This is a genomic window from Tabrizicola sp. BL-A-41-H6 (assembly GCF_050632395.1).
Taxonomy (GTDB): domain Bacteria; phylum Pseudomonadota; class Alphaproteobacteria; order Rhodobacterales; family Rhodobacteraceae; genus JAUYQR01.
In genome coordinates this window covers 2,656,660-2,679,206 of sequence record NZ_CP192600.1, presented here as the reverse complement: position 1 = coordinate 2,679,206, position 22,547 = coordinate 2,656,660, and the positions used below count along the sequence as shown (strand labels likewise).

Here is a 22,547-nt window from a genome sequence, read left to right as displayed (position 1 = left end):
TGGTCTTGAGCCTTTTTTAGGCTAAGGTCGCGCCCGGTTCGTTGTGCTGCCACAACATAGGAAGCATCGTTTGCATAAACTTGACGAAAGCCTGCTGGCCAATATTCCGCCGTTTCGCAGGCTGGAGCGGCCGCAGATCCGCGAGATCCTTGATGCGGCACAGGCGCATCGGTTCGATGGCGGGGTGGCGGTGTTCAGCGAAGGGATGCCGGTGGAGCGGTTCTTCCTGCTTCTGGACGGGCATATCCGGGTGGTGCGGACCACGCCGGGGGGCGAGCAGATCATCGCGCTGCATATCGCTCCGGGGCAGTTGTTCGGCATTGGTGCGGCGATTGGGCGGACCACCTATCCGGCCACGGCGATGACGGCAGATGATTGCGTGGCGCTGGCCTGGCCGAACCGGCTTTGGACAGTGTTCGTGGAGAAATACGAGGGTTTCGCCACCGAGACCTACAAGGTCGTGGGCGAGCGGGTGGGCGAGATGAACAACCGCATCGTCGAGATGGCGACGCAGCAGGTGGAGCAGCGCATCGCCAACGCGATCCTGCGGCTTGTCACGCAGACCGGGCGCAAGGTTGAGGGCGGGATCGAGATCGGCCTGCCGATCACGCGGCAGAACCTGTCGGATATGACTGGCAGCACGCTGCACACGGTCAGCCGGCTGTTGAGCGCGTGGGAACGCGACGGGATTGTGCTGTCGGAGCGGCGCAAGATCACGGTGACCGCACCACACCGGCTGGTGATGCTTAGCGGGGCTGCGGGCTAGGTGCGCGGCGGCTGACGTTCGACAGGGTGAGGATCGGGGCGAGGCGGGCGACGAACAGAGCAAAGCCCAGCGTCCAGAGCGTGGCCGCCGCCCAGAGGCCGGGTTCAGAGGGCAAAAGCACCCGCACCAGCGCCGCCAGCGCGACGGCGGTGAAGGCCAGCGTCAGGGCCGGGCCTGCCTGCAGATCGCGCCCGGTGTGGCCAAGCGAGGCGCGCATCATCACCGCGATGGTCATGCCGCCGATGCCGCCGATGCCCAAAAGGTGCAGCCCCACGGCAACCGGGAGCGCGCCCAAGGCGGCAAGGCCGAGCGCGATCAGCCCGAGCGGGATGAAGGCGAAGGCTGCGTGCAGCATCAACAGCAGCGGCGAGGCGGCGGTGCGCCAGCCACACCAGCGCGACAGGCGGACCGCCTGCACCAGACCGGCCACGATCAGGGCAACGGCGGCAAGGGCGGTTTCGGGCAAGGCGACCCAGACCAGAAGCGCCGCGAGGGTCAGGAGCAGGCTTGCGGCATCGAAACGGCCGAAGGGCACGGGAAGCGGCCCGGAACCGCGCTTTGTCAGCCAGTTGCGGGTGAAGGAGGGGATGATCCGTCCGCCGATCAACCCGATCAGCAGCACCACCATCGCAAAGCCAAGCCGACGGCCGTAGTCTGCCGCGCCTGCCACCATCGCCTCGATGTGGAACGTTAGGTTGGCGGCGAGGTAGAGCAGCACCGGGACGACGACGCGAAGGTTGCTCCAGTTCCGTCCGGCGACGATCTCGACCGTGATCATCGCGCTGATGGCGGCAAGGAACGCGCAATCGACGGCCATGACCGCGACCGGGCCAAGGCCAAGGGCGCCCGCCACGGCAAGCCGCCCCGCTGCCCATAGCGCCGCCAGCGCCATCAGGGGCCAGCCACGCGTCGGCATCCGGCCGGTCCAGTTCGGAATCGCGGTGAAGAGGAACCCTGCGAGGACCGCAGAGGTGTAGCCAAACAGCATTTCGTGGATGTGCCAGTCGGTGGGGGAAAACGGGCCGGCGAGGGTGATCTGGCCGGACCGGACCGCCATCCACAGCGGCACGATCAGGACGGCGAAGGTTCCGGCCAATAGAAACAGCGGGCGGAAGCCGTAGCTGAACAGGGTGGGGCCGGTGTAGGGTTTCTGGGCGCGCATGGGGCTTGGCTTTCGGATGGGGCGTTCAGGGCAGTTTGGTGGCCGCAGCGGTGAGGGCTGCACGGAAGGTGGCCTCGTCGAGGCCGTATTCGTGGCAGGCGTCGATCACGGTGTGGAACGGCGCGATGGGGCACCCGACGCAGGCCATGCCACGCCCCAGAAATTCCGAGGCCACCTGCGGCCAGTGATCGAAGATCACGCCAAGGGGCAGGTCGGGATCATCCATGTTGGGGCGGCGCATGGTGGCTCCGGGGTTGTGTTGTGCCATTGCCCTAGGCTGCGGCGCAGAGGGCGGGGCGTCGTTGTGCTGGCGCAACGTCTGGCGGTTGAGGTGGCGGTAGATCCGGAGAGCGGCGAAGTTTGGCCGCTGGGCGCGAAAGGGCAGGTGGCACATGGGGGGCTGGACGGAATTGGTGCTGGCCTATGCGGTGTTCGCGGCGTCGCATTTCGTACCGTCGCTGGGCGGGCTGCGTGAGCGGTTGATCGTGCGAATGGGGCGCCGGGGGTATTTCGTCGCCTATGGCGGGGTGTCGCTGGTGCTGCAGGGCTGGATGATCGTGGCGGCGGGGCGGGCGCCTTATGTGGAACTGTGGCTGCCTGAGCCCTGGACGCGGTGGGTTCCGTTTTCGGCGATGCCGGTGGCGGTGCTGCTGGCGGCGGTCGGGATGGGCAGCCGGTATCCCTTTACCCTCGGTCGACGGGGGGAGGGGTTTGATCCGGCGGTGCCCGGCCTTGCGCGGCTTGGCCGGCATCCCTTGCTGCTGGCGCTGGGATTGTGGTCGGGGGCGCATCTGGTTGCCAATGGCGATGTGGCGCATTTGCTTGTGTTTGGCGGCTTTGCCGGGATGAGCCTTGCCGCGATGGTGCTGTGCGACCGACGGGCGCAGGCGGCCTTGCCTGAGGCCGAGGTGGCGCGGCTGTTTCGCGCAGCGCCGATCCTTGGGCTAGGGGCGCTGGCGGACGGGGGGTGGCGCCGGGCCGAGGGGCGGGGGCTTTTGCGGCGGTTGGTGTTGGCGGGGTTGGTCTGGGGGGTGCTTTTGGCGTTGCATCCCCTGGTGATCGGGGTGTCGCCGTGGCCGGTGCCCTAGCGGCCCCAGACAACCGCGTTTTCGTGCCGCTTGATCAGGTGTTTCAGGTCATCGAACGCGGTGCGGACATGGCTGGCGAAGCGGTCGGCCGCCTGCGATCGCTGCCCCACCGCGCGACGCAGGATGCCAAGGCTGCGGTTTGGTTGCGGGATGTCAAGCGGCAGGACGGTGATGCGGTTTTCCTTGCGCTGGGCGAACACGACCGAAAAGGGCAGCACGGCCAGTGCGTTGGTTTCAGCCATATAGTTGATCACGCTCATCAAACTGCCGCCGGAATAGCGGATGTTGATGTCGGACATGCCGTTGGCCAGAAGGATGGAATGCAGGTCGGACATGAGGGGCGAGCCCGGCAGGGGGGCCACCCACGGGTAATCGCCGAGGTCGGAGATTTGAAGCCGGCGTTTGCGCAGCAAGGGGTGGCCGGGGCGGCAGGACACGATGTTGCGACCGGGCAGGATTTCGGTGAACTCGAACCCCGGAGCGGCGTCAAGGGCGCCCATTGGCACGATGGCAAGGTCGATGAGGTCGTTTTCCAAGGCACCCGACAGGTCAGGCAGGTTGCCGTAGCTTTGCTGCACGGTCACGTCGGGTTCGAGGTTCTGGAAATCGGCGACCATCCGGCTGATCATCGCATCCATGAAGAACGGCACGCCGCCGACCCGCACCAGACCCTTGGTGCCGGTCATGAAGCCTTTGACGGTGTCGGAGGCGCGGCGGGAGGCGGTGAGGATGGCGCGGCCATGTGCCGCGAGTTGCGCGCCAAGGGCGGTCGCTTGCAACGGGCGGCGGCCCTTGACGAACAAAGGCTCGCCGATCCGCGCCTCGAGCATCGCCAGCGAGCGGCTTACGGCAGGTTGGGTAAGGCCGAGGGCTTGCGCACCGGCGCTGACGCTGCCCGCGTCCAGCACGGCGGCAAGCTGCATCAGGTGTGCTTCGCTTAGCTTCATAGCAATGTGATATAGTATTGCGCGCAATTATCATCCAGCTTTTCATCGAAACGCGCCATTTTCTTTCTTGCGGAAGGGGAGGTCCGGGGACAGATGGATGGTTCGGCTGATGCAAAGCTGCCTGACGTACTGTCCGACCTGACCTTGCGCTTGGCGCAGGCAGGGGATGCGCGGTTGCCGCAAGCGTTTCTGTCGGTGGTAGGGCGTATCCATGACCTGATCTCGGACCTGCGACCCTCGGCGGATGAGTTGCGCGCGGTCATCGAGTTTCTGACCGATGTCGGCCACAGCGCTGACGCGCGGCGGCAAGAATGGGTGCTGCTGGCCGATGTGATCGGTGTTTCCACCCGTGTCGAGGATATGAACTGCCCGCGTCCCGACGGGGCCACGCCAAACACCCTTCCGGGGCCGTTCTACCGCGAGGATGTGCCGGACCTTCCCTTCGGCGCAAACCTGTCGCGCGACGGGATCGGGGAAAGCCTTGCAGTCGAGGTGAGTTTGCGTGGGCTTGACGGCGAGCCGGTGCGCGACGCGCTGGTCGAGGTTTGGCAGGCCAACGCGCTGGGCCGTTATGAAAATCAGGACCCTGACCTGCAGCCCGAGTTCAACCTGCGCGGCCGGTTGCGCGGTGATGCCGAAGGGCGGGTGACGTTCCAGACGGTGAAGCCGAAGGGCTATGCCTTGCCCGAAGATGGCCCGGTCGGGCGGTTGCTGAACGCGCTTGGCCTCAGGCTGGAACGTCCGGCGCATCTGCATTTCCGGGTCATGGCGCCGGGATACGAGACGCTGACCACGCATATCTTCGACCGCGCCGATCCCGCCATCGGCCATGACGCGCTGTTCGGTGTGCGCCCGGAATTGCTGGCCGATTTCCGCCCCTTGGGCGCGGGGCGGCACGCGCTTGATCTTACGCTTGTTCTGGTGCGCAGCCGTGCGGTTGCGACATCCGTCTCACACTCCAAACGAAAGGAAGGCTGAACATGGCCCAGGCTCTCGTCAGTGGCTACCACCACCTTACTCTGTCCACGGATGGCGCGCAGGAGGACTATGACTTCTACACCAAGACGCTTGGCCTTTATTCGGTGAAACGCACGGTGCTGTTTGACGGTACGATCCCGGTCTATCACCTATACTACGGGTCCAAGCACGGCGATGCGTCGACGATCATCACCACGTTCCCGTTCAAGAAACCCGGCATCTATGGCCGTCGCGGCACCAACCAGAGCCGCACGATCATGCAGTCGATCCCGGTCGGGGCGGCGGATTACTGGGTGGACCGGCTGAACGCCCGTGGCATCCCTGCGACCAAGGGCAGCCGGTTCGGCCTGACGCGGGTGATCTTTGCGCATCCTTGCGGGATTCCGCACGAGCTGGTGGAAAACCCCGGCGATACCCGCGCGCCGATCGTGAACCCTGCGGCGGGGACCACGGCGCAGACTGCCATCCGGGGCATTTATGGCGCTGGGGTCGCAGTCTTCGACATTGATTCGATGAACGAATTTGTCGAAGGCGGGGTCGGGCTGAAGCTGGAAGCCAACAGCGATGAAGGCCGGATGTATTCGGTGCCCGACAACCTAGGCCCGCATTCGGTGGTCGAGGTGATCGAGGATCGCGCGTCGAAGCAGGGCACCTGGATGCTGGCGGGCGGCACGATCCACCACTTTGCGTTGAACACCGGGACCGAGGAGAACCAGGTCGCGCTGAAGGCCCGTCTGGAGGGTATGGGCTTTACCGATGTGTCCGAACAGAAGGACCGCAACTACTTCAAGTCGATGTATGTGCGGTCCCCCGGCGGTGCCCTGTTCGAGATTGCGTGGACGGTGCCGGAGGGCTGGGCCAAGGACGAGGCACCAGATGCCATCGGGCAGTCGCTGGTGTTCCCGCCATGGTTCGAGGATCGCCGGGCCGAGCTGATGCAGGGCCTGGAAGCGGCGGATTTCTGAATGGCTGACGTCCTGCATTTCGGGGCCGCAGTGGCCGGGGCAAGGGCGCTTTGCGTCTTTGTGCATGGCCGTGGGCAAACCCCCGAGGCGATGGTGGATCATGTGGTCCGCCATCTGCCGCAGGACGTGGCATACCTTCTGCCGCGCGCGCCGGGGGGAAGCTGGTATCTGGCGCGCGCGGTGGATGCGCTGACGGACGTGACGCGGGCGGAACTGGCGGCATCGCTGGCACAGGTGGAGGCGGCGATTGCCGATCTGAGGCGGGTGAGTGCGCGGCCCCTGTTGCTGGCGGGGTTTTCGCAAGGAGGGTGCCTGTCGTTGGAGCTTGCATCGGCGGGGCGCGCGCGCCCGGATGCGGTGGCGGCATTGACTGGGTGCCGGGTTGGGCTGGCGAGTGATGACCGGCCTTCGGCGGCGACAGAAGGGCTGCCGGTATATCTGACCGGTGGCGACCGAGATCCGTGGATCCCGCTGTCGGCCTTTGCCGAAGCGGCTGCGGATATGGGCGCGCAAGGGGTTGCGTTGCGGGCGGATGTATTTCCAGGCCGCGCGCATGAGGTGTCGGCGGCGGAAATTGCGATGCTGGCGGCGATGCTGGCCGATCTCGGCGCGGGGCAAGCGCCCCGGATGGAGGCACCGAGATGACGCGGGATTTCACCTTTCCGGGGCTGACGACGCGGGTGATCTTTGGTTCTGGCACTCTCGGGCAGGTTGGGGCCGAGGTGAAGCGGTTGGGGCATCAGCGTGCGCTGATCCTGTCGACGCCGCATCAGAAGGATGAGGCGCAGGCGTTGGCCGACAGTCTGGGGCCGCTTTCGGTGGGGGTGTTCGCGGGGGCGGCGATGCACACGCCGACCGATGTGACCGAAACGGCGGTTGAGGCCTATCGCGCGTCGGGGGCGACATGCGTGGTCAGCCTTGGCGGCGGATCGACGACCGGTTTGGGCAAGGCGATTGCGGTCAGGAACGGGGCCGATCAAGTGGTGATCCCGACCACATACGCAGGGTCTGAGATGACCGACATTCTGGGCGAGACGGCGGATGGGGCAAAGACCACGCGGCGTGATCCTGCAATCCGTCCCGAGGTGGTGATCTATGACGTCGACCTGACCTTGAGTCTGCCGGTGGCGCTGACCGTGACCTCGGCGCTGAACGCGATCGCCCATGCGATGGAGGGGTTCTACGCGCCCGACCGCAACCCGGTGGTCGAGGCGATGTGCCGCGATGCGATGCGGGCGTTTCACCGGGCGCTGCCGGTGCTGGTGGCCGACCCGCAGAACCGCGCGGCCCGGTCGGATGCGCTTTATGCGGCGTGGTGCTGTTCGACGATGCTGGGGCAGGTGTCGATGGCGCTGCATCACAAGCTGGCGCATGTGCTGGGTGGATCGTTCGGGATGCCGCATGCCGAGACGCACGCGGTGCTTTTACCGCACACGACCGCGTTCAATGCAGCGGCGGTGCCCGATCTTCTGGCGCCGATATCGGATGTGTTCGGCTATCCTGCGGGCGAGGGGCTTTGGGATTTCGCGCAGCGGCTTGGCGCGCCGATGCGGCTGGCCGAACTTGGGCTGACGGAACCCGATCTGGACCGCGCAGCCGAGATTGCCTTGACGAACGCTTATTGGAACCCGCGTCCCTTCAGCCGCGACGAGATGCGAAACCTGCTTCAGGCGGCGTATGAAGGACGCCGTCCAACCAACTGACAAAAGGGAGGAATACCATGATTAACAGACGTAAGTTCCTGCGTTCCAGCGCCGCTAGCGGCCTGACGCTTGCGGTGTCGGGCCTTGCCGCGCCGGCCATCGCACAGGGTGCGAAGATCAAGCTCGGTTACGTGAGCCCGCAATCGGGGCCACTGGCGGGCTTTGCGGAAAGCGATGAGTACAACATCAAGGCGTTTCTTGCGACCGAGGCGGGCAAGAACTTCGAGGTGATCGTCAAGGATAGCCAGTCGAACCCGAACCGCGCGGCGGAGGTTGCGAAGGAACTGATCGTTTCGGATGAGATCGACCTGATGCTGGTCGCCTCCACGCCCGAAAACACCAACCCGGTGGCGACGACCTGCGAGGCCGAGGGGATGCCGGTGATATCCACGATGGCGCCGTGGCAGCCGTGGTTCATCGGTCAGCAGGGCAACCCCGGTGATCCGGCGTCGTGGAAGCCGTTCGACTTTGCCTTCCATTACTTCTGGGGGCTGGAGGACGTGATCGCGGTGTTCCTGAACATGTGGAACCAGGTGCCGACGAACAAAATGGTTGGTGGCCTCTTCCCCAACGACGGCGACGGCAACGCCTGGGGCGACCCGAACGTGGGCGTGGGGCCCGGCTTTGCGGCGGCGGGTTACAGCCTGACCGATCCGGGCCGCTACCAGAACCTGACGGACGATTTCACCGCCCAGATCAACGCGTTCAAGGCGGCGAACGCGGAAATCGTCACCGGCGTGGTGATCCCGCCCGATTTTACCACCTTCCGCAATCAGGCGATCCAGCAGGGCTTCAGCCCGAAGATCATCACCGTGGCGAAGGCGATCCTGTTCCCGCAGTCCGTGGAGGCACTGGGCGAGGCCGGGCATAACCTGTCGTCCGAGGTGTGGTGGTCGAACACCCACCCGTTCAAATCCTCGCTGACCGGGGTGTCGGCCGGCGATCTGGCGGCGGATTTCACGGCGCAGACCAGCCGCCCCTGGACCCAGCCGATCGGGTTCATCCATTCGCTGTTTGAGGTGGCGACGGATGTGATGGGCCGGGTTTCGGACGTGACCGATGCCGAGGGTGTGGCAGCGGCGATTGCGGCGACCAGCATGGACACGATGGTCGGCAAGGTGGCGTGGGATGGGGCGAACCTGCCGCCGTTCGCGGCGGCAAACGTGTGCAAGACGCAGCTTGTGGGCGGTCAGTGGCGGCGCAACGCGGACGGGACGTTCAACCTGGTCGTGGTCGACAACCAGACCGCGCCGAACATTCCGACTGGCGGCGTGATGGAAGCCCTTGCCTGAGACCTTCCCCCCGGCCTGTAGCGGGCCGGGGCCAACCGGAGCGGCGGATGAGCCTTCTCGAACTTCACGACGTGTCGAAAAGCTTCGGGGCATTGAAGGTCACCGATGCGGTTTCGTTTGCCGTGCCGAAGGGGCAGGCCTTGGGGATCATCGGCCCGAACGGGGCGGGGAAATCGACGTTGTTCAACCTGATCACCGGAAATTTCGCGCCAGATGCCGGGCGGATCACATTCCTTGGGCAGGACGTGACGCGCCGTCCGGCAATGGACCGGGTGCGGATGGGCGTCGGCCGGAGTTTCCAGATTCCGCAGCCGTTCGAAGGGCTTACAGTCTATGAAAACCTTGCCGTGGCGGCCAGCTTCGGGCGAGGCCGGTCGGAGGCTGCGGTAACGGAGGATTGCATCCGCATCCTTGAGGACACCGAGTTGTTGCGGCTGGCCAACACGCAGGCGGGGGCGCTGTCGCTGCTGGATCGCAAGCGGCTGGAACTCGCCAGAGCGATGGCGACGGGGCCGGAACTGCTGCTCTTGGACGAGATCGCGGGCGGGCTGACCGAGGGCGAGTGTCAGGCACTGATCACGACGATCAAGGGGCTGCACGCGCAGGGCATGACGATCATCTGGATCGAACATGTGCTGCACGCGCTGACGGCGGTGGTGGAGCGGCTGCTGGTTCTGGATTTCGGTCGGGTGATCGGGATCGGCGCGCCTGACAAGATCATGGCCTCGAAAGAGGTACGCGAGATCTATCTGGGGATCGAGGCATGATCCTGCAAACCAAAGCGTTGACAGCGGGTTACGGGCAGTTCCGCGCGCTGTTCGGCGTGGATCTGGCGCTGGCGGCGGGCGAGACGGTGGCGATCATCGGGGCCAATGGGGCGGGAAAATCGACGCTGCTGCGGTCAATCACCGGGGTGTTGCGGAATGAGGCTGGCATGGTCCTGCACCGGGGCGAGGCGATTGGCGCGCTACCGCCCGAGGTTGTGATGCAGCGCGGCATCGCGATGGTGCCGGAGGGGCGGAAACTGTTCCCGTCGTTGTCGGTTGAGGAGAACCTGTTGATCGGCGGTCAGGTGCGGCGGGCGGCGGGGCCGTGGAATCTGGCGACGGTGTATGAGTTGTTCCCGATCCTGCGCGAAAAGCGGGCGGTGCCGGGCACGGCGCTGTCGGGTGGGCAGCAGCAGATGGTGGCGATCGGGCGGGCGCTGATGTCGAACCCGGAGGTCTTGCTGTGTGACGAGATTAGCCTTGGGTTGGCGCCCGTGGTGATCCGCGACATCTACGCCGCGATGCCGCGGATCAAGGCGTCGGGGGCGGCGATCATCGTGGTGGAGCAGGATATCGGGCGCGCGCTGGCGGTGGCGGACCGGGTTTATTGCATGATGGAGGGGCGGGTGACGCTGACGGCCCCGGCCGCAACGGTCAGCCGCGAGGCGATCCATGCGGCGTATTTCGGGGAAGCGGCATGATCTGGATCGATACCATCGTGCAGGGGATACTCCTCGGCGGGCTTTATGCGCTGTTTGCCGCCGGATTGAGCCTTGTGTTCGGGATCATGCGGCTGGTGAACCTGGCGCATGGCGACATGATCGTCTTTGCGGCCTTTGCGATCATGCTGATCACCTCGACCTTCGGGCTGAACCCGTTTCTGGCGGCGCTGATCGCGGCGCCGGCGATGTTCGCGCTTGGCTGGGCGTTGCAGCGGTTCGTGCTGAACCGGGTGCTGGGCAAGGACATCCTGCCGCCGCTCTTGGTGACGTTCGGGCTGTCGGTCGCGCTGCAGAACGGGATGCTGGAGGCGTTTTCGGCTGATAGTCAGCGGATTCCAGCGGGGCCGCTGGAAAGCGCGTCTGTGAACCTTGGGTTTGTCACGGTGGGATGGATGCCGCTGTTGACCTTTGCTACGGCAATCGCGGTGATTGTCGGGTTGAACCAGGTTTTCTACCGCACAGCGCTCGGGCGAGCGTTCCGGGCGACCAGCGACGATCCGGTGACGGCAAGCCTGATGGGGATTGCGCCGAAAAGCATCTTTGCCATCGCGACTGGGCTGGCGATGGTCGTGGTGACGATTGCGGCGCTGTATCTGGGGATGCGGGCGAACTTTGATCCGTCGATCGGGCCGGCGCGGCTGATCTATGCGTTCGAGGCGGTGATCATCGGTGGGCTTGGCAGCTTGTGGGGCACGCTGGCGGGCGGGATCATCATCGGGGTGGCACAGACGCTCGGGGCAGCGATCAACCCGGAGTGGCAGATTCTGGCGGGGCATATCGCTTTTCTGGCGGTGCTGTTGGTGCGGCCGCGTGGCCTGTTTCCCCGGGCGGTGGACTGATGGCGTACCGCGTTGTCACCCGCACCCGGACCGGCAGCATCGCAGGCATTGCCGCGGTCCTGCTGATCATTGTGGGCTTTGCCTTGCCCGCCGTAGCCCCTCGGGACATAATCCAGGACTTGTTCACGATCCTGACGCTGCTGACGCTGGCGCAGCTATGGAACCTCTTGGCGGGCTATGGCGGGTTGGTGAGCGTCGGTCAGCAAGCCTTTGTCGGGATTGGCGCTTATGCGATGTTCGCGGGCGTGATCCTGTGGGGGATGGACCCGGTGCTCGCAATTCCGTTGGGCGGGTTGGCGGCGCTGGTGCTGGCGGTGCCGACGGCGTTCTTCGCGTTCCGCCTGCAGGGGGCGTATTTCGCCATCGGCACCTGGGTGATTGCCGAAGTGACGCGGCTTTTGGTGGCGCAGTGGAAAGCGTTGGGCGGCGGCACCGGCACCTCGCTGCCGCGCGAGGCCACGTCGGACATCATCGGGGTGGACGCGGTGCGCGCCCTGTTCGGTGTGCGCGAGGCGGCGGCGCGGGATATTCTTGCCTATTGGCTGGCGCTTGCACTGGCGGCGCTGACCATCGCGGCGATCTACTGGCTGCTTCGCAATCGGCTGGGCCTTGCGCTGGCGGCGGTGCGAGACAACACCGAGGCCGCGAAATCGGTTGGGGTCGATGCGCGGCGGATCAAGTGGGCGGTGTTCCTGATTGCGGCCTTTGTGACCGGCATTACCGGCGCGCTGATCTATGTCCAGACCGCCCGCATCTCGCCCGACGCGGCATTCAGCGTGACGGACTGGACGGCCTATGTGATCTTCATCGTGGTGATCGGCGGGATCGGGCGGCTGGAGGGGCCGATCCTTGGGGTGATCGTCTTTTACGTGCTGCAATCGACGCTGGCCGATTATGGCGCGTGGTATCTGCTGACACTTGGCCTCATTGCCATCGCGGTGATGCTGTTCGCCCCGCGCGGTCTTTGGGGGCTTTTGTCCGACCGGACCGGCCTGCACCTTTTCCCCATCCGGCGAAGGCTGGAAGGGATCGTTCTCAAGGGAGAGAGAAACAATGGCTGACATCAGCACCGACGTCCTTGTCATCGGCACCGGCCCGGCGGGGTCTGCCACGGCAGCACTTCTGGCCAGCTACGGGGTGGAGGTGATGGTGGTGAACCGCTACCGATGGCTGTCCAATACGCCGCGCGCGCACATCACCAACCAGCGCACGATGGAGGTGCTGCGCGATCTTGGGCATGAGGTAGAGGCCGAGGCGATGATCCACGCCACGCCGCAAGACCTGATGGGCAACAACGTCTTTTGCGAAAGCCTTGCGGGCGAGGAGTTGGGGCGGATGCAAAGCTGGGGCACCTCGCCTCTGTCGAAGGCAGAACACCTGATGTCGTCGCCCTGTGAGATGAACGACCTGCCGCAGACCTTCATGGAGCCGATCCTGTTCAAGACCGCCTGTTCGCGCGGGGCGCAGGCGCGGATGAGCACGGAATACGTCAGCCATGTGCAGGATGATGATGGTGTCACCACCACCTGCCGCGACCGGCTGACCGGCAAGGATTTCACCGTGCGGTCGAAGTTCCTCGTCGGCGCCGATGGCGGGAATTCGCTGGTTGCTGAACACCTTGGCCTGCCTTTTGAAGGCAAGATGGGAGTAGGGGGGTCGATGAACATCCTGTTCCGGGCCGACCTGTCGCGCTACGTCGCGCACCGGCCCAGCGTCCTTTACTGGGTGATGCAGCCCGGCGCGGATGTGGGCGGCATCGGCATGGGGCTGGTGCGGATGGTGCGGCCTTGGAACGAATGGCTGATCGTCTGGGGCTATGACATCAACCAGCCCGCGCCAGTGGTGGATGCGGCGATGGCAACACAGGTGGCACGGCAGTTGGTCGGCGATCCCACGCTGGAGATCGACCTGATTTCGGCCAACACCTGGACGGTGAACAACTGCTTTGCGACGCATATGCAGAAGGGGCGCGTGTTCATCATGGGCGATGCGGCGCATCGGCATCCACCGTCGAATGGCCTCGGGTCCAACACCTCGATCCAGGACGGCTACAACCTGGCGTGGAAGCTGGCGGCGGTGGTGAAGGGGCAGGCGACGCCGAAGCTTCTGGACAGCTATTCCGCCGAGCGGGCGCCGATTGCGCGGCAGATCGTGACGCGGGCGAACCAGTCCATCGCCGAGTTCGGGCCGATCTTCGAGGCGCTCGGCATGGACGGCGGTGTGGATCACGACAAGATCCAGCGCAACATGGCGGCGCGCTGCGACGCGACCCCGGCGGCAGAGGCGCAACGCGAGGCTTTGCGCAAGGCGATCGAATTCAAGAAATACGAATTCGACTGCCACGGGGTGGAGATGAACCAGCGCTATGCCTCCAGTGCCGTGGTGGCCGAGGGGCAGCCGCCTGCACCGAATGCGGACATGGAACTGCATTACCAGCCAACGACCTTTCCCGGCGCGCGGTTGCCGCATGTCTGGGTCTATGACCGGCAAGGCGGCAAGCATTCGACGCTGGATCTGACCGGGAAGGGGCAGTTCACGCTGATCACCGGGATCGGGGGCGAGGCGTGGAGTGCGGCGGCCGATGCGCTGTCAGCGCGGCTTGGCCTGCCGATCCGCGTGGTCAAGATCGGCCCGCGCTGCGACATCGAAGATCACGGCGGCGACTGGGCACGCGCGCGGGAAATTCGCGATGCGGGCTGTCTGCTGGTGCGGCCAGACCAGCATGTGGCGTGGCGGAGCGAAGGGTTGACGGCGAACCTCGAGGCCGATCTGGGCCGCGTTCTTTCCACCATTCTGGGGCATTGAGATGACAAGCGAACAGGGCTTCTTCACCGAAGCGAACTCGGCCGAAGTGGTCACCAGCCGCAATGCAAACGCCAAGGACGCGCGGCTGAAGGCGGTGATGGAAGTTATCACACGCAAGTTGCACGAGGCGGTGAAGGAGATCGAGCCAACCGAGGAGGAATGGTTCAAGGCCATCATGTTCCTGACCGACACGGGCCACATGTGCAACGAATGGCGGCAAGAGTTCATCCTTCTGTCGGATGTTCTGGGCGTGTCGATGCTGGTCGATGCGATCAACAACCGCAAACCTTCGGGAGCCAGCGAATCCACGGTCCTTGGTCCGTTCCATGTGGCTGATGCGCCGGAGCTGCCGATGGGGGCGAACATCTGCCTTGACCAGAAGGGCGAGCCGATGCGGGTGCATGGCCGCATTCTGGATACCGAGGGCAATCCGATTGCAGGGGCCAAGATCGACGTGTGGCAGGCCAACGACGAGGGGTTCTACGACGTGCAGCAAAAGGGCATCCAGCCCGATTTCAACCTGCGCGGCGTGTTTCGCACCGGGGCGGATGGCAGCTATCATTTCCGGGGCGTGAAGCCGAAGTTCTACCCGATCCCCGATGACGGCCCGGTGGGCAAGTTGCTGGCGGCGCTGGGGCGTCACCCCTATCGTCCGGCGCATCTGCACTATATCATCGAGGCGGAGGGGTATGACCGGCTGGTGACGCATATCTTCGACCCCGATGATCCCTACATCCGGTCGGACGCGGTGTTTGGCGTGAAGGAAAGTCTGATGGCCAAGTTTCAGCCGAAGGAAGACCCTTCGTCGGGGTTTGACGGGCCGTTCCTTGACCTTGAGTTCGATTTCGTGCTGTCGCGGACGGGCCAATGACCAAACCTTGCATCCTCTGCGTCGCGATCACCGGGTCGCTGCCGACCAAGGCGGACAACCCGGCGGTGCCGATCACGATTGCCGAACAGATCGAGTCGACGCACGCCGCGTTCGAGGCCGGGGCCAGCATCGCGCATTGCCATGTGCGCGATGATGCGGGCAAGCCGACCAGCGACCCGGAGCGGTTCGAGCGGCTGATGGAGGGGATCAGGGCGCATTGCCCCGACATGATCGTGCAATTTTCCACCGGTGGCCGGTCGGGCGCGGGAAGGGAACGGGGCGGGATGCTGCCGCTGCGCCCGGATATGGCCAGCCTGACGGTGGGTTCGAACAACTTTCCGACAAGGGTATATGAAAACCCGCCGGATCTGGTGGATTGGCTGGCGGCCGAGATGCTTGCGTACAACATCAAGCCCGAGGTGGAAGCCTTTGATCTGTCGCATATTGTTCAGGCGGCGGCGATGCAGCGGGACGGGCGGCTGAAGGGGCCGATCTATGTGCAGTTCGTGATGGGCGTGAAGAATGCGATGCCGGCGGACGAGCGGATCTTCGACTTCTACATCGAAACGCTGGCCCGGCTTGCGCCGGGGTCTGAATGGTGTGCGGCTGGCATCGGATCGGCGCAACTGACGATCAACGACTGGTCAATCGCCAAGGGCGGCCACACCCGGACGGGTCTTGAAGATAACGTTCGGCTGGACCGTGGTACGCTTGCGCCGTCGAACGCGGCGCTGGTGCGCCGGGCGGCAGAGCTTTGCGCGCGGTACGGACGCCCGGTTGCCACGCCGCGTGATGCACGCGCGATCCTGGGTCTGGCGCCAGCTTAGGCGTGTATCAACCTACGACGGGCTTGGTCATGAGGATCCAGGTTTCCGCGTCGACCTGCCAGTCGTCCTTGACCACGGGCCGGCGCGCAACTTCAGTGTAACCCTTGGCGGCGTAAAGCTGGCGGGCGGCGGTGTGGGTGTCGGCGGTGATGAGGCTGATGGTGGTCAAGCCACTGCCGCGGGCAAGGGTTTCGGCATGGGCCAGGAGCGCGCTGCCGCAGCCCCGGCCACGGTAGGCATCATAGGTGGCGAGCACGTTCAGATACCATGACCCCGGCGCCAGCGCCTCAAGCTGCAACAGGGGAACGAAGATCGGCGGGGTGTCGGGAGCGATGTCGCCGGGCGTATCCTCGGCCGGGTAGCCAAGAAGGCAGGACGCGACCGCGCCGTCCACTTCGACAAGCCAGGCGTTGCGGTAGGAGAAATTGCCCGTGCCCCGTGCGGCGCGTTCCTGACCGTAGGCCCAAGGGTCGCCCCCCGGTCCGACCGACCTTTGCCAGAAATGGAGCGGCAGATCGTCCGCGGCCATGTTGATAAAGCGAACCAGATGGGGCGCGTCTGCAGCCGTCGCCTCGCGTATCAACATGAGTGGTCCTTTCCTTCGGGTTCGCGTCAGTGAAAGCAAAAACCCGGGCGGTCTGCAATGTCTGGCGGGCAGCGCGGGCTTGCCAGCGCGCCGGTGCGGTCCTACGACGGGCGTGCCCAGAGCCACCCCTGAAAGGATTGACATGAGCGATATGGTTTTCCGCTTTCCCGCGCCCGGACCCGAACCGATGCTGACCGACCTTGAGGGCTGGACCAAGGTCGAGGGGCATCCGACGATGAAGACGTGGGTGCAGCACACCTCGATCGATGGCAGCGTGATCAGTGGCACATGGGCGGCGACGCCCGGAACCTGGCACGCGAGCTACAAGTTCTACGAATTCGTCCACCTGATCGAAGGGCAGATCACCATCACGCCCGATGGTGGTTCCCCAGTCACCCTGCGCCCCGGCGACGGGTTTGTGGTGGAGCCGGGTTTCACCGGGACATGGCGCATCGACCAGCCGGTCAGAAAGCATTTCTGCATCAAGCTGAAGTGACCCACTGACCGCCCGTTTTTGGCGGCTGCGGGAAAAGCTTGCCATATGGTCTGGCGCTGATACTGTACAACCGTTCAGTAGCGCCTCGACCGAGGAAATGGCATGTCCCGTGACCCCCGATTTGACGTTCTGTTCGAGCCGGTCCGGATCGGGCCGAAGCTGGCGCGGAACCGCTTCTTTCAGGTGCCGCACGCGTCTGGCATGACTAATGCCGCGCCGCATGTGCGCGCGGCGTTTCGGGAAACCAAGGCCGAGGGCGGCTGGGCTGTGGTGTCTACGGGTGCCTGTTCGGTGCATCCAACCTCGGACGACAGCCCGTTTCCCTTTGCCTCGCTGTGGGACGAGGCTGACCTGCGCAGCCATGCGCTGATGACCGACGCCGTCCACAAGCACGGCTCGCTGGCGGCGGTGGAGTTGTGGCATGGCGGGGCGGCGGCGGTGAACCGCACCAGCCGCCATGCGCCCCTGTCGCCGTCGGGCATCCCGTGGATGGCGACGCATGTGCCGTTCATGTCGTCGGCACGGCCGAAGGTGATGGACAAGACTGATATCCGCGACCTGATCCGCTGGCATGCCGATGCGGCGGTGCTGGCGGAACGGGCAGGCTTCGACATCCTCTACGTCTATGCCGGGATGGGGTATCTGCCGTACCAATTCCTGCTTTCGGACTACAACCAGCGCACCGACGCCTATGGTGGCTCGGTCCGCAACCGGGTGCGGCTGGTGGAGGAGCTGATCGACGCGGTGCGCGAGGCAACCGGCGGGCGCTGTGCGGTGGCGCTGCGGATGTCGATGCAGGAATTGCGGGCGCGGCCATCCGAGGTGGCGCCGACCGAGGCGCATGAGGTGATCGGCTATCTGAAGGACGGGCCGGACCTCTTTGATGTGAAGATGGACTATTCCGCCTTCGATTGCGCGGCGAGCCGGTATACCCCGGAAGGCAGCCACGAGGCGGTGGTGGATTTCCTGAAATCCGTGACCGACAAGCCCGTGGTGGGGGTGGGGCGGTTCACCAGCCCGGACACCATGGTGTCGATGATCCGGCGCGGGGTGCTGGATTTCATAGGTGGTGCACGGCCGTCGATTGCCGATCCCTTCCTGCCGAAAAAGATCGACGAAGGCCGGGTCGAGGATATCCGCGAGTGCATCGGGTGCAACTTGTGCATTTCTTCCTGGCACGATGGTGTCTGGGTGCGCTGCACGCAGAACCCCACCGCGGGCGAGGAGTGGCGGCGGGGGTGGCATCCTGAGGTGGTGCGGAAGGATGGCTCTGGCTCGGTGCTGGTGGTCGGCGCGGGGCCGGCGGGTCTTGAGACGGCGCTGACACTGGCACGGCGCGGGCATCAGGTGGCGCTGGCGGATCGGGCGCGGGAATTTGGCGGGCGCTTGCGCTGGGAAAGCCGGTTGCCGGGGTTGGGGCAGTGGCACCGGGTGGTGGATTACCGGATGGGGCAGTTGCGCAAGTTGCCGAATGTCTCGCTTTATCCGGAAAGCGAGTTGTCGGCGGACGATGTGCGGGAGTTCGGGGCGGATCATGTGGTCGTGGCCACGGGCGCGCGCTGGTTGCCGCATCTGTGCGGGGCGAACGAATTGCCCTCGGGGCCGCTGGTCGCACCGCGGGTCTACACGCCTGACGATCTGGCTGCCGGGGTGGTACCGGAAGGGCCGGTCGCGGTCTTCGACTATGACAACTACTACCTCGGTTCGGCGGTGGCGGAACAGCTGGCGCATCTGGGGGTGACCTATATCACCACGGCGGGTGCGGCAGCGGCCTGGGGGTTCATGACGAACGAGCAGCCGTTGGTGCACCAGTCGTTTGCTGCGAAGGGCATCGCCCTACGGACGCTGGAGGTGGTGACCGACTTTGATGGCGAAGAGTTGCGGCTGGCGCAGATATTCAGCGGCGAAGAGCGGCGGATCGCGGTGCGGTCCTTGGTGATCGTTGGCTACCGGGCGGGCGGCAGCGCGCTGCACGAGGCGCTGGCGACGGATGCCGAGCCGGGGCGGCTGCATCTGACGGGGGATGCCAATGCGCCCGGTGCCATCGTGCACGCGGTCTATCAGGGGCATAAGACGGCGCGAGATTTGGGGGTGGCGAGTGTGATGGTGCGGCGGGATGCGCCCTTTGCCTTGCGGGATTTCCAGATGCCGGAGGCGGCCGAATGACCCGGGCCGAGGGACGCAGGCGGCAGGCTGACCGGGCGGTCGGCGGGGTGCCGCAGCGGCCCTGGGGGCAGGTGGAACGGCAGATGCCACCCGTCAGGGTGATCAGCGACGATCAGGTGGCGGCGATCCACGCCGCCGCGCTGGATGTGCTGTCGCGTCAGGGGATGCGCGTCCTGCATCCGCCGGCGCGAGAGTTGTTCGCCAGCGCCGGGGCGGAGGTGCAGGGCGAGACGGTTCGGCTGGATGCGGGCCTCGTGGCGCAGCGGCTGGCGACGGTGCCTGCGGGCTTTACGCTGGAGGCGCGGAACCCGGCGCGGAACCTGAAGATCGGCGGCGGCTGGTGCGTTTATGGCGCGGTCGGCGGGCCCGCCTATGTGATGTGCAACGACAAGGGCCGCCGCGATGGCAGCTTTGCCGAGATGTGCGACTACTTGCGGCTGATCCAGGCCCTGAACGTGATCCATCAAGAGGGCGGCGGGCCGTTCGAGCCGCTGGATCTGCCCGCCAACACCCGGCATCTGGACATCTATCACGCCCAGATCCGGTTGGTGGACAAAAGCTGGCAGACCCAGACCCTTGGCCACGCCCGCACGATGGACGGGATCGAGATGGCCGCGATCATGCTGGGGACGACGCCCGAGGGGCTGCGGGACCGGCCGGTGCTCTTGGGGATCATCAACACGAACTCTCCCCTGCAACTGGATGTGCCGATGGCCGAGGGGCTGATCGCAATGGCGGCGCATGGGCAGGTGAACGTCATCACGCCCTTCACCCTGGCAGGCGCGATGGCGCCGGTCACGCTGGCGGGCGCGCTGGTCTTGCAACATGCCGAGGCGATGGCGGGGATCGTGCTGACCCAGATCGTGCGGCCGGGGGTGCCGGTGATGTACGGCGGCTTCACCTCGAACGTCGACATGCGGTCGGGTGCGCCTGCCTTCGGGACACCGGAATATGCCAAGGCCGCGCAAGCCTCGGGTCAGTTGGCGCGGCATATCGGTGTGCCGTTCCGGTCGTCAAACGTGACGGCGGCGAACGAAGTGGACGCGCAGGCGGCCTACGAATCCCAGATGGCGCTTTGGGGGGCGCTGACCGGTGGAGCGCATCTTTTGGAACACGGGGCGGGCTGGATGCATGGCGGGCTGACCGCGAGTTTCGAAAAGCTGATCCTCGACGCGGAAATGCTGCAGATGATGGATGCCTATTTCGAGCCGATGGCAACCGACCCCGGCGCGCTGGCGCTGGACGCGATCCTCGAGGCCGGCGCGGGCGGGCATTTCTTCGGCACGGCGCACACGATGGCGCGGTATGAGACGGCGTTCCACACCCCGATGCTGTCAAACTGGGACAATCATCCGAACTGGCTTTTGAAAGGCAGCGTCGATGCGCGAAGCCGCGCAAACACCGTGTGGAAAGAACTGCTTGCCGCGCACGAAGACCCGCCGCTCGACCCTGCGACAGACGAAGCGCTGACGGTCTATGTCAACCGCCGCAAGGCCGAAGGTGGAGCACCGATGAACTGATGGGCGCGGCGCTTCACACACGGACGGACTATCCCTTCGACCTTATCGAAGAAGAGAACATCTGGGTTCCCTTGCCCGACGGCACCCGGTTGGCTGGGCGGCTGTGGCGGCCCGAAGGGGCAGGGCGGGTGCCGGTCATTCTGGAATACCTGCCCTACCGCAAGCGCGACGGCACGCGGGCACGCGATGAAAAGATGCACCGCTACCTCGCCCGGCACGGCTACGCCTGCCTGCGGCTGGACATTCGCGGCACGGGCGACAGCGAAGGCGTGCTGCACGACGAATACTCGGTCCAGGAACAACTGGACGGGGTGGAGGCGATCGACTGGCTGTCGCGGCAGGAGTGGTGCGACGGGCAGATCGCGATGTACGGGATCAGTTGGGGTGGCTTCAACGGTTTGCAGATCGCCGCGCGTCAGCCATCTGCGTTGAAGACGATCATCACGGTGGGGTCGACCGATGACCGCTATGCCACCGATATCCACTGGGTTGGCGGGTGCCTGTCAAAGGACAACTTCGACTGGTCGTCGACCATGTTCGCGATGCAGGACCTGCCCCCCGATCCTGTGATCGTGGGTGAGGCGTGGCGCGCGATGTGGGAAGCGCGGCAACAGGCGAACCGGCCCTGGATTCTGCACTGGCTGGAGCACCAGTCGCGCGACGATTATTGGCGGCAGGGGTCGGTCTGCGAGGATTTCTCGAAGATCACGATCCCGGTCTATGCGGTGTCGGGATGGGCCGACAATTACTCCGAAGCGGTGCCGCGTCTGCTGGCCGGGCTTTCGGGGCCGCGCCGAGGCCTGATCGGGCCTTGGGCGCATTCCTTTCCGCATTCGGTGACGGTGGAGCCTGCGATCGGCTGGCTGCAGGAAGTGCTGCGATGGTGTGATCACTGGCTGAAAGGCCGCGACACCGGGATCATGAAAGAACCGATGCTGCGGGCATGGATGCAGGACCACGTGCCGCCGCAGACCTGCTATCATGCACGACCCGGGCGCTGGGTGGGCGAGGAACAGTGGCCTTCCCCCCGCATCCAGCCACAGCGCATGGCGCTGGGGCCAAACGGTCGGCTGGGCGGGCAGGGCTCGGGGACGGCCAGCATCTGCTCGCCCCTCTGGGTTGGTCTGACGGCGGGCGAGGTTGGCCGCTACGGCGACGAGGCCGAGTGGGCGACGGATCAGCGCGAGGATGATGGCGGATCGCTGGTCTTTTTCACCGAACGCCTGACCGAGGCCTTGGAAATACTTGGCGCGCCGCAACTTCACCTGCGCTTTGCCAGCGACAAGCCCTTTGCGCTGGTGTCGGTCAGGGTGAACGATGTGGCGCCTTCGGGTGCCTCGACCCGCGTCGCCATCGGGCACCTGAACCTGTGTCACCGTCATGGCCACGGCGCGCCGCAGGCACTTGTGCCGGGGCGGGTGGAGACGGCGGTGGTCGATCTGGACGACATCGCCCATTCCTTCCCGGCCGGGCATCGGATCGCGGTGTCAATCTCGACCGTCTACTGGCCCATCGCCTGGCCATCGCCGGAACTGGCGACGCTGACCGTGCATCTGGGCGACAGCGCGCTGGAACTGCCGGTGCGCCCGCCCCGCGCCGAGGATGCCGCCTTGCGCGCCTTCGACCCGCCCGAGGCGGCAGAAGCCGACCCGCAGCACGACCTTCCGCCCGATCCCTCAGCCCCGGTCATCCGCCGCACGGTCACGCGCGATCTTTTGAGCGGACAGAGCGTCGTGGACTTTCCGCGCTGGATCTATGCCATACAGATGCCAGACATAAGCCAGACACATGTTGGCACCGGTTTGGCACGCTATCGGATCACCGAAGGCGACCCGCTGAGTGCGGCGTGCGAGACCCATTACACCGTACGGATCGAACGGCCTGATGCGGTGATATCCCACGAAAGCGAAGGCTCCCTTACCTGTGACGCGACGCATTTCATCGTGACCATGCGCCTCCGGATCACCGAAAACGGGACGCAGGTCTTCGCCCGCGACTGGAACGAGAGGATACCGCGTGACCATCTCTGACCGAACACGGGGGCCGC

At 65.4% G+C, this 22,547-nt stretch carries 22 protein-coding genes; 18 read left to right on the top strand and 4 right to left on the bottom strand.

Translation table 11 applies throughout. The annotated features are described in order from the left end of the window. Positions 1-70 precede the first annotated feature (70 nt). Complete coding sequence (locus tag ACROUL_RS13090) at positions 71-766, top strand: Crp/Fnr family transcriptional regulator (RefSeq protein WP_431299907.1); 696 nt, start codon at positions 71-73, stop codon at positions 764-766. Here the strand turns inward: ACROUL_RS13090 and ACROUL_RS13085 are convergent. After that, entirely contained in the window at positions 747-1,928 is a 1,182-nt protein-coding gene (locus ACROUL_RS13085) for an NnrS family protein (RefSeq protein WP_431299906.1), read from the bottom strand. The two genes, ACROUL_RS13090 and ACROUL_RS13085, sit on opposite strands and share 20 nt — an antisense overlap. Before the next feature lie 25 nt (positions 1,929-1,953). Next, positions 1,954-2,169 carry a DUF1858 domain-containing protein gene (locus tag ACROUL_RS13080; RefSeq protein ID WP_431299905.1) on the bottom strand — a complete coding sequence of 72 codons (216 nt, stop codon included), beginning with the start codon at positions 2,167-2,169 and terminating at the stop codon, positions 1,954-1,956. A 151-nt stretch (positions 2,170-2,320) separates the two neighbouring features. On the opposite strand from ACROUL_RS13080, the gene ACROUL_RS13075 reads away from it, so the two are divergent. Continuing rightward, complete coding sequence (locus ACROUL_RS13075; protein ID WP_431299904.1) at positions 2,321-3,016, top strand: NnrU family protein; 696 nt, start codon at positions 2,321-2,323, stop codon at positions 3,014-3,016. Here ACROUL_RS13075 and ACROUL_RS13070 read toward each other — a convergent pair. Continuing rightward, positions 3,013-3,939, bottom strand: coding sequence for a LysR family transcriptional regulator (locus ACROUL_RS13070; protein WP_431299903.1), 927 nt, complete (start codon positions 3,937-3,939; stop codon positions 3,013-3,015). The two genes, ACROUL_RS13075 and ACROUL_RS13070, sit on opposite strands and share 4 nt — an antisense overlap. Positions 3,940-4,056: 117 nt before the next feature. Here ACROUL_RS13070 and ACROUL_RS13065 point away from each other — a divergent pair, with 117 nt between their 5' ends. The 12 genes from ACROUL_RS13065 to ACROUL_RS13010 are packed head-to-tail and all read left to right on the top strand — an operon-like array spanning position 4,057 to position 15,732. Continuing rightward, positions 4,057-4,941 (top strand): dioxygenase, encoded by an 885-nt coding sequence (locus ACROUL_RS13065; protein ID WP_431299902.1) that lies wholly within the window; start codon positions 4,057-4,059, stop codon positions 4,939-4,941. 2 nt (positions 4,942-4,943) lie between these two features. Next, positions 4,944-5,906: a VOC family protein gene (locus ACROUL_RS13060; RefSeq protein ID WP_431299901.1), complete on the top strand. Its 963-nt coding sequence runs from the start codon at positions 4,944-4,946 to the stop codon at positions 5,904-5,906. Then, the gene (locus ACROUL_RS13055; RefSeq protein WP_431299900.1) at positions 5,907-6,551 is read left to right on the top strand and encodes an alpha/beta hydrolase; all 645 of its coding nucleotides are present in this window, start codon (positions 5,907-5,909) and stop codon (positions 6,549-6,551) included. Further along, the gene (locus ACROUL_RS13050) at positions 6,548-7,609 is read left to right on the top strand and encodes a maleylacetate reductase (RefSeq protein WP_431299899.1); all 1,062 of its coding nucleotides are present in this window, start codon (positions 6,548-6,550) and stop codon (positions 7,607-7,609) included. The genes ACROUL_RS13055 and ACROUL_RS13050 overlap by 4 nt, the downstream gene beginning before the upstream one ends. Before the next feature lie 17 nt (positions 7,610-7,626). Then, positions 7,627-8,901 carry an ABC transporter substrate-binding protein gene (locus tag ACROUL_RS13045; protein WP_431299898.1) on the top strand — a complete coding sequence of 425 codons (1,275 nt, stop codon included), beginning with the start codon at positions 7,627-7,629 and terminating at the stop codon, positions 8,899-8,901. Positions 8,902-8,948: 47 nt separating this feature from the next. Continuing rightward, on the top strand, positions 8,949-9,668 hold the full coding sequence (locus ACROUL_RS13040) for an ABC transporter ATP-binding protein (protein WP_431299897.1): 720 nt from the start codon (positions 8,949-8,951) through the stop codon (positions 9,666-9,668). Next, positions 9,665-10,369, top strand: coding sequence for an ABC transporter ATP-binding protein (locus tag ACROUL_RS13035; RefSeq protein WP_431299896.1), 705 nt, complete (start codon positions 9,665-9,667; stop codon positions 10,367-10,369). The genes ACROUL_RS13040 and ACROUL_RS13035 overlap by 4 nt, the downstream gene beginning before the upstream one ends. After that, positions 10,366-11,229, top strand: a complete 864-nt coding sequence (locus ACROUL_RS13030) for a branched-chain amino acid ABC transporter permease (RefSeq protein WP_431299895.1) — start codon at positions 10,366-10,368, stop codon at positions 11,227-11,229. Before ACROUL_RS13035 ends, ACROUL_RS13030 begins: the two co-directional genes overlap by 4 nt. Continuing rightward, positions 11,229-12,290 carry a branched-chain amino acid ABC transporter permease gene (locus ACROUL_RS13025; RefSeq protein ID WP_431299894.1) on the top strand — a complete coding sequence of 354 codons (1,062 nt, stop codon included), beginning with the start codon at positions 11,229-11,231 and terminating at the stop codon, positions 12,288-12,290. Before ACROUL_RS13030 ends, ACROUL_RS13025 begins: the two co-directional genes overlap by 1 nt. Then, complete coding sequence (locus ACROUL_RS13020; protein WP_431299893.1) at positions 12,283-14,034, top strand: FAD-dependent oxidoreductase; 1,752 nt, start codon at positions 12,283-12,285, stop codon at positions 14,032-14,034. Before ACROUL_RS13025 ends, ACROUL_RS13020 begins: the two co-directional genes overlap by 8 nt. A gap of 1 nt (position 14,035) precedes the next feature. Next, entirely contained in the window at positions 14,036-14,905 is an 870-nt protein-coding gene (locus ACROUL_RS13015; protein ID WP_431299892.1) for an intradiol ring-cleavage dioxygenase, read from the top strand. Then, positions 14,902-15,732, top strand: coding sequence for a 3-keto-5-aminohexanoate cleavage protein (locus ACROUL_RS13010; protein WP_431299891.1), 831 nt, complete (start codon positions 14,902-14,904; stop codon positions 15,730-15,732). Before ACROUL_RS13015 ends, ACROUL_RS13010 begins: the two co-directional genes overlap by 4 nt. A 7-nt stretch (positions 15,733-15,739) precedes the next feature. Here ACROUL_RS13010 and ACROUL_RS13005 read toward each other — a convergent pair whose 3' ends face one another. Continuing rightward, complete coding sequence (locus ACROUL_RS13005) at positions 15,740-16,318, bottom strand: GNAT family N-acetyltransferase (protein WP_431299890.1); 579 nt, start codon at positions 16,316-16,318, stop codon at positions 15,740-15,742. A 142-nt stretch (positions 16,319-16,460) separates the two neighbouring features. Here ACROUL_RS13005 and ACROUL_RS13000 point away from each other — a divergent pair, with 142 nt between their 5' ends. The 4 genes from ACROUL_RS13000 (at position 16,461) to ACROUL_RS12985 (ending at position 22,530) form a co-directional block, all read left to right on the top strand. After that, on the top strand, positions 16,461-16,814 hold the full coding sequence (locus ACROUL_RS13000) for a cupin domain-containing protein (protein ID WP_431299889.1): 354 nt from the start codon (positions 16,461-16,463) through the stop codon (positions 16,812-16,814). A 102-nt stretch (positions 16,815-16,916) separates the two neighbouring features. Continuing rightward, positions 16,917-18,980, top strand: coding sequence for an FAD-dependent oxidoreductase (locus ACROUL_RS12995; RefSeq protein WP_431299888.1), 2,064 nt, complete (start codon positions 16,917-16,919; stop codon positions 18,978-18,980). Further along, complete coding sequence (locus tag ACROUL_RS12990) at positions 18,977-20,500, top strand: trimethylamine methyltransferase family protein (protein ID WP_431299887.1); 1,524 nt, start codon at positions 18,977-18,979, stop codon at positions 20,498-20,500. Before ACROUL_RS12995 ends, ACROUL_RS12990 begins: the two co-directional genes overlap by 4 nt. After that, positions 20,500-22,530, top strand: coding sequence for a CocE/NonD family hydrolase (locus tag ACROUL_RS12985; RefSeq protein ID WP_431299886.1), 2,031 nt, complete (start codon positions 20,500-20,502; stop codon positions 22,528-22,530). The genes ACROUL_RS12990 and ACROUL_RS12985 overlap by 1 nt, the downstream gene beginning before the upstream one ends. The last annotated feature ends 17 nt before the right edge of the window (positions 22,531-22,547 follow it).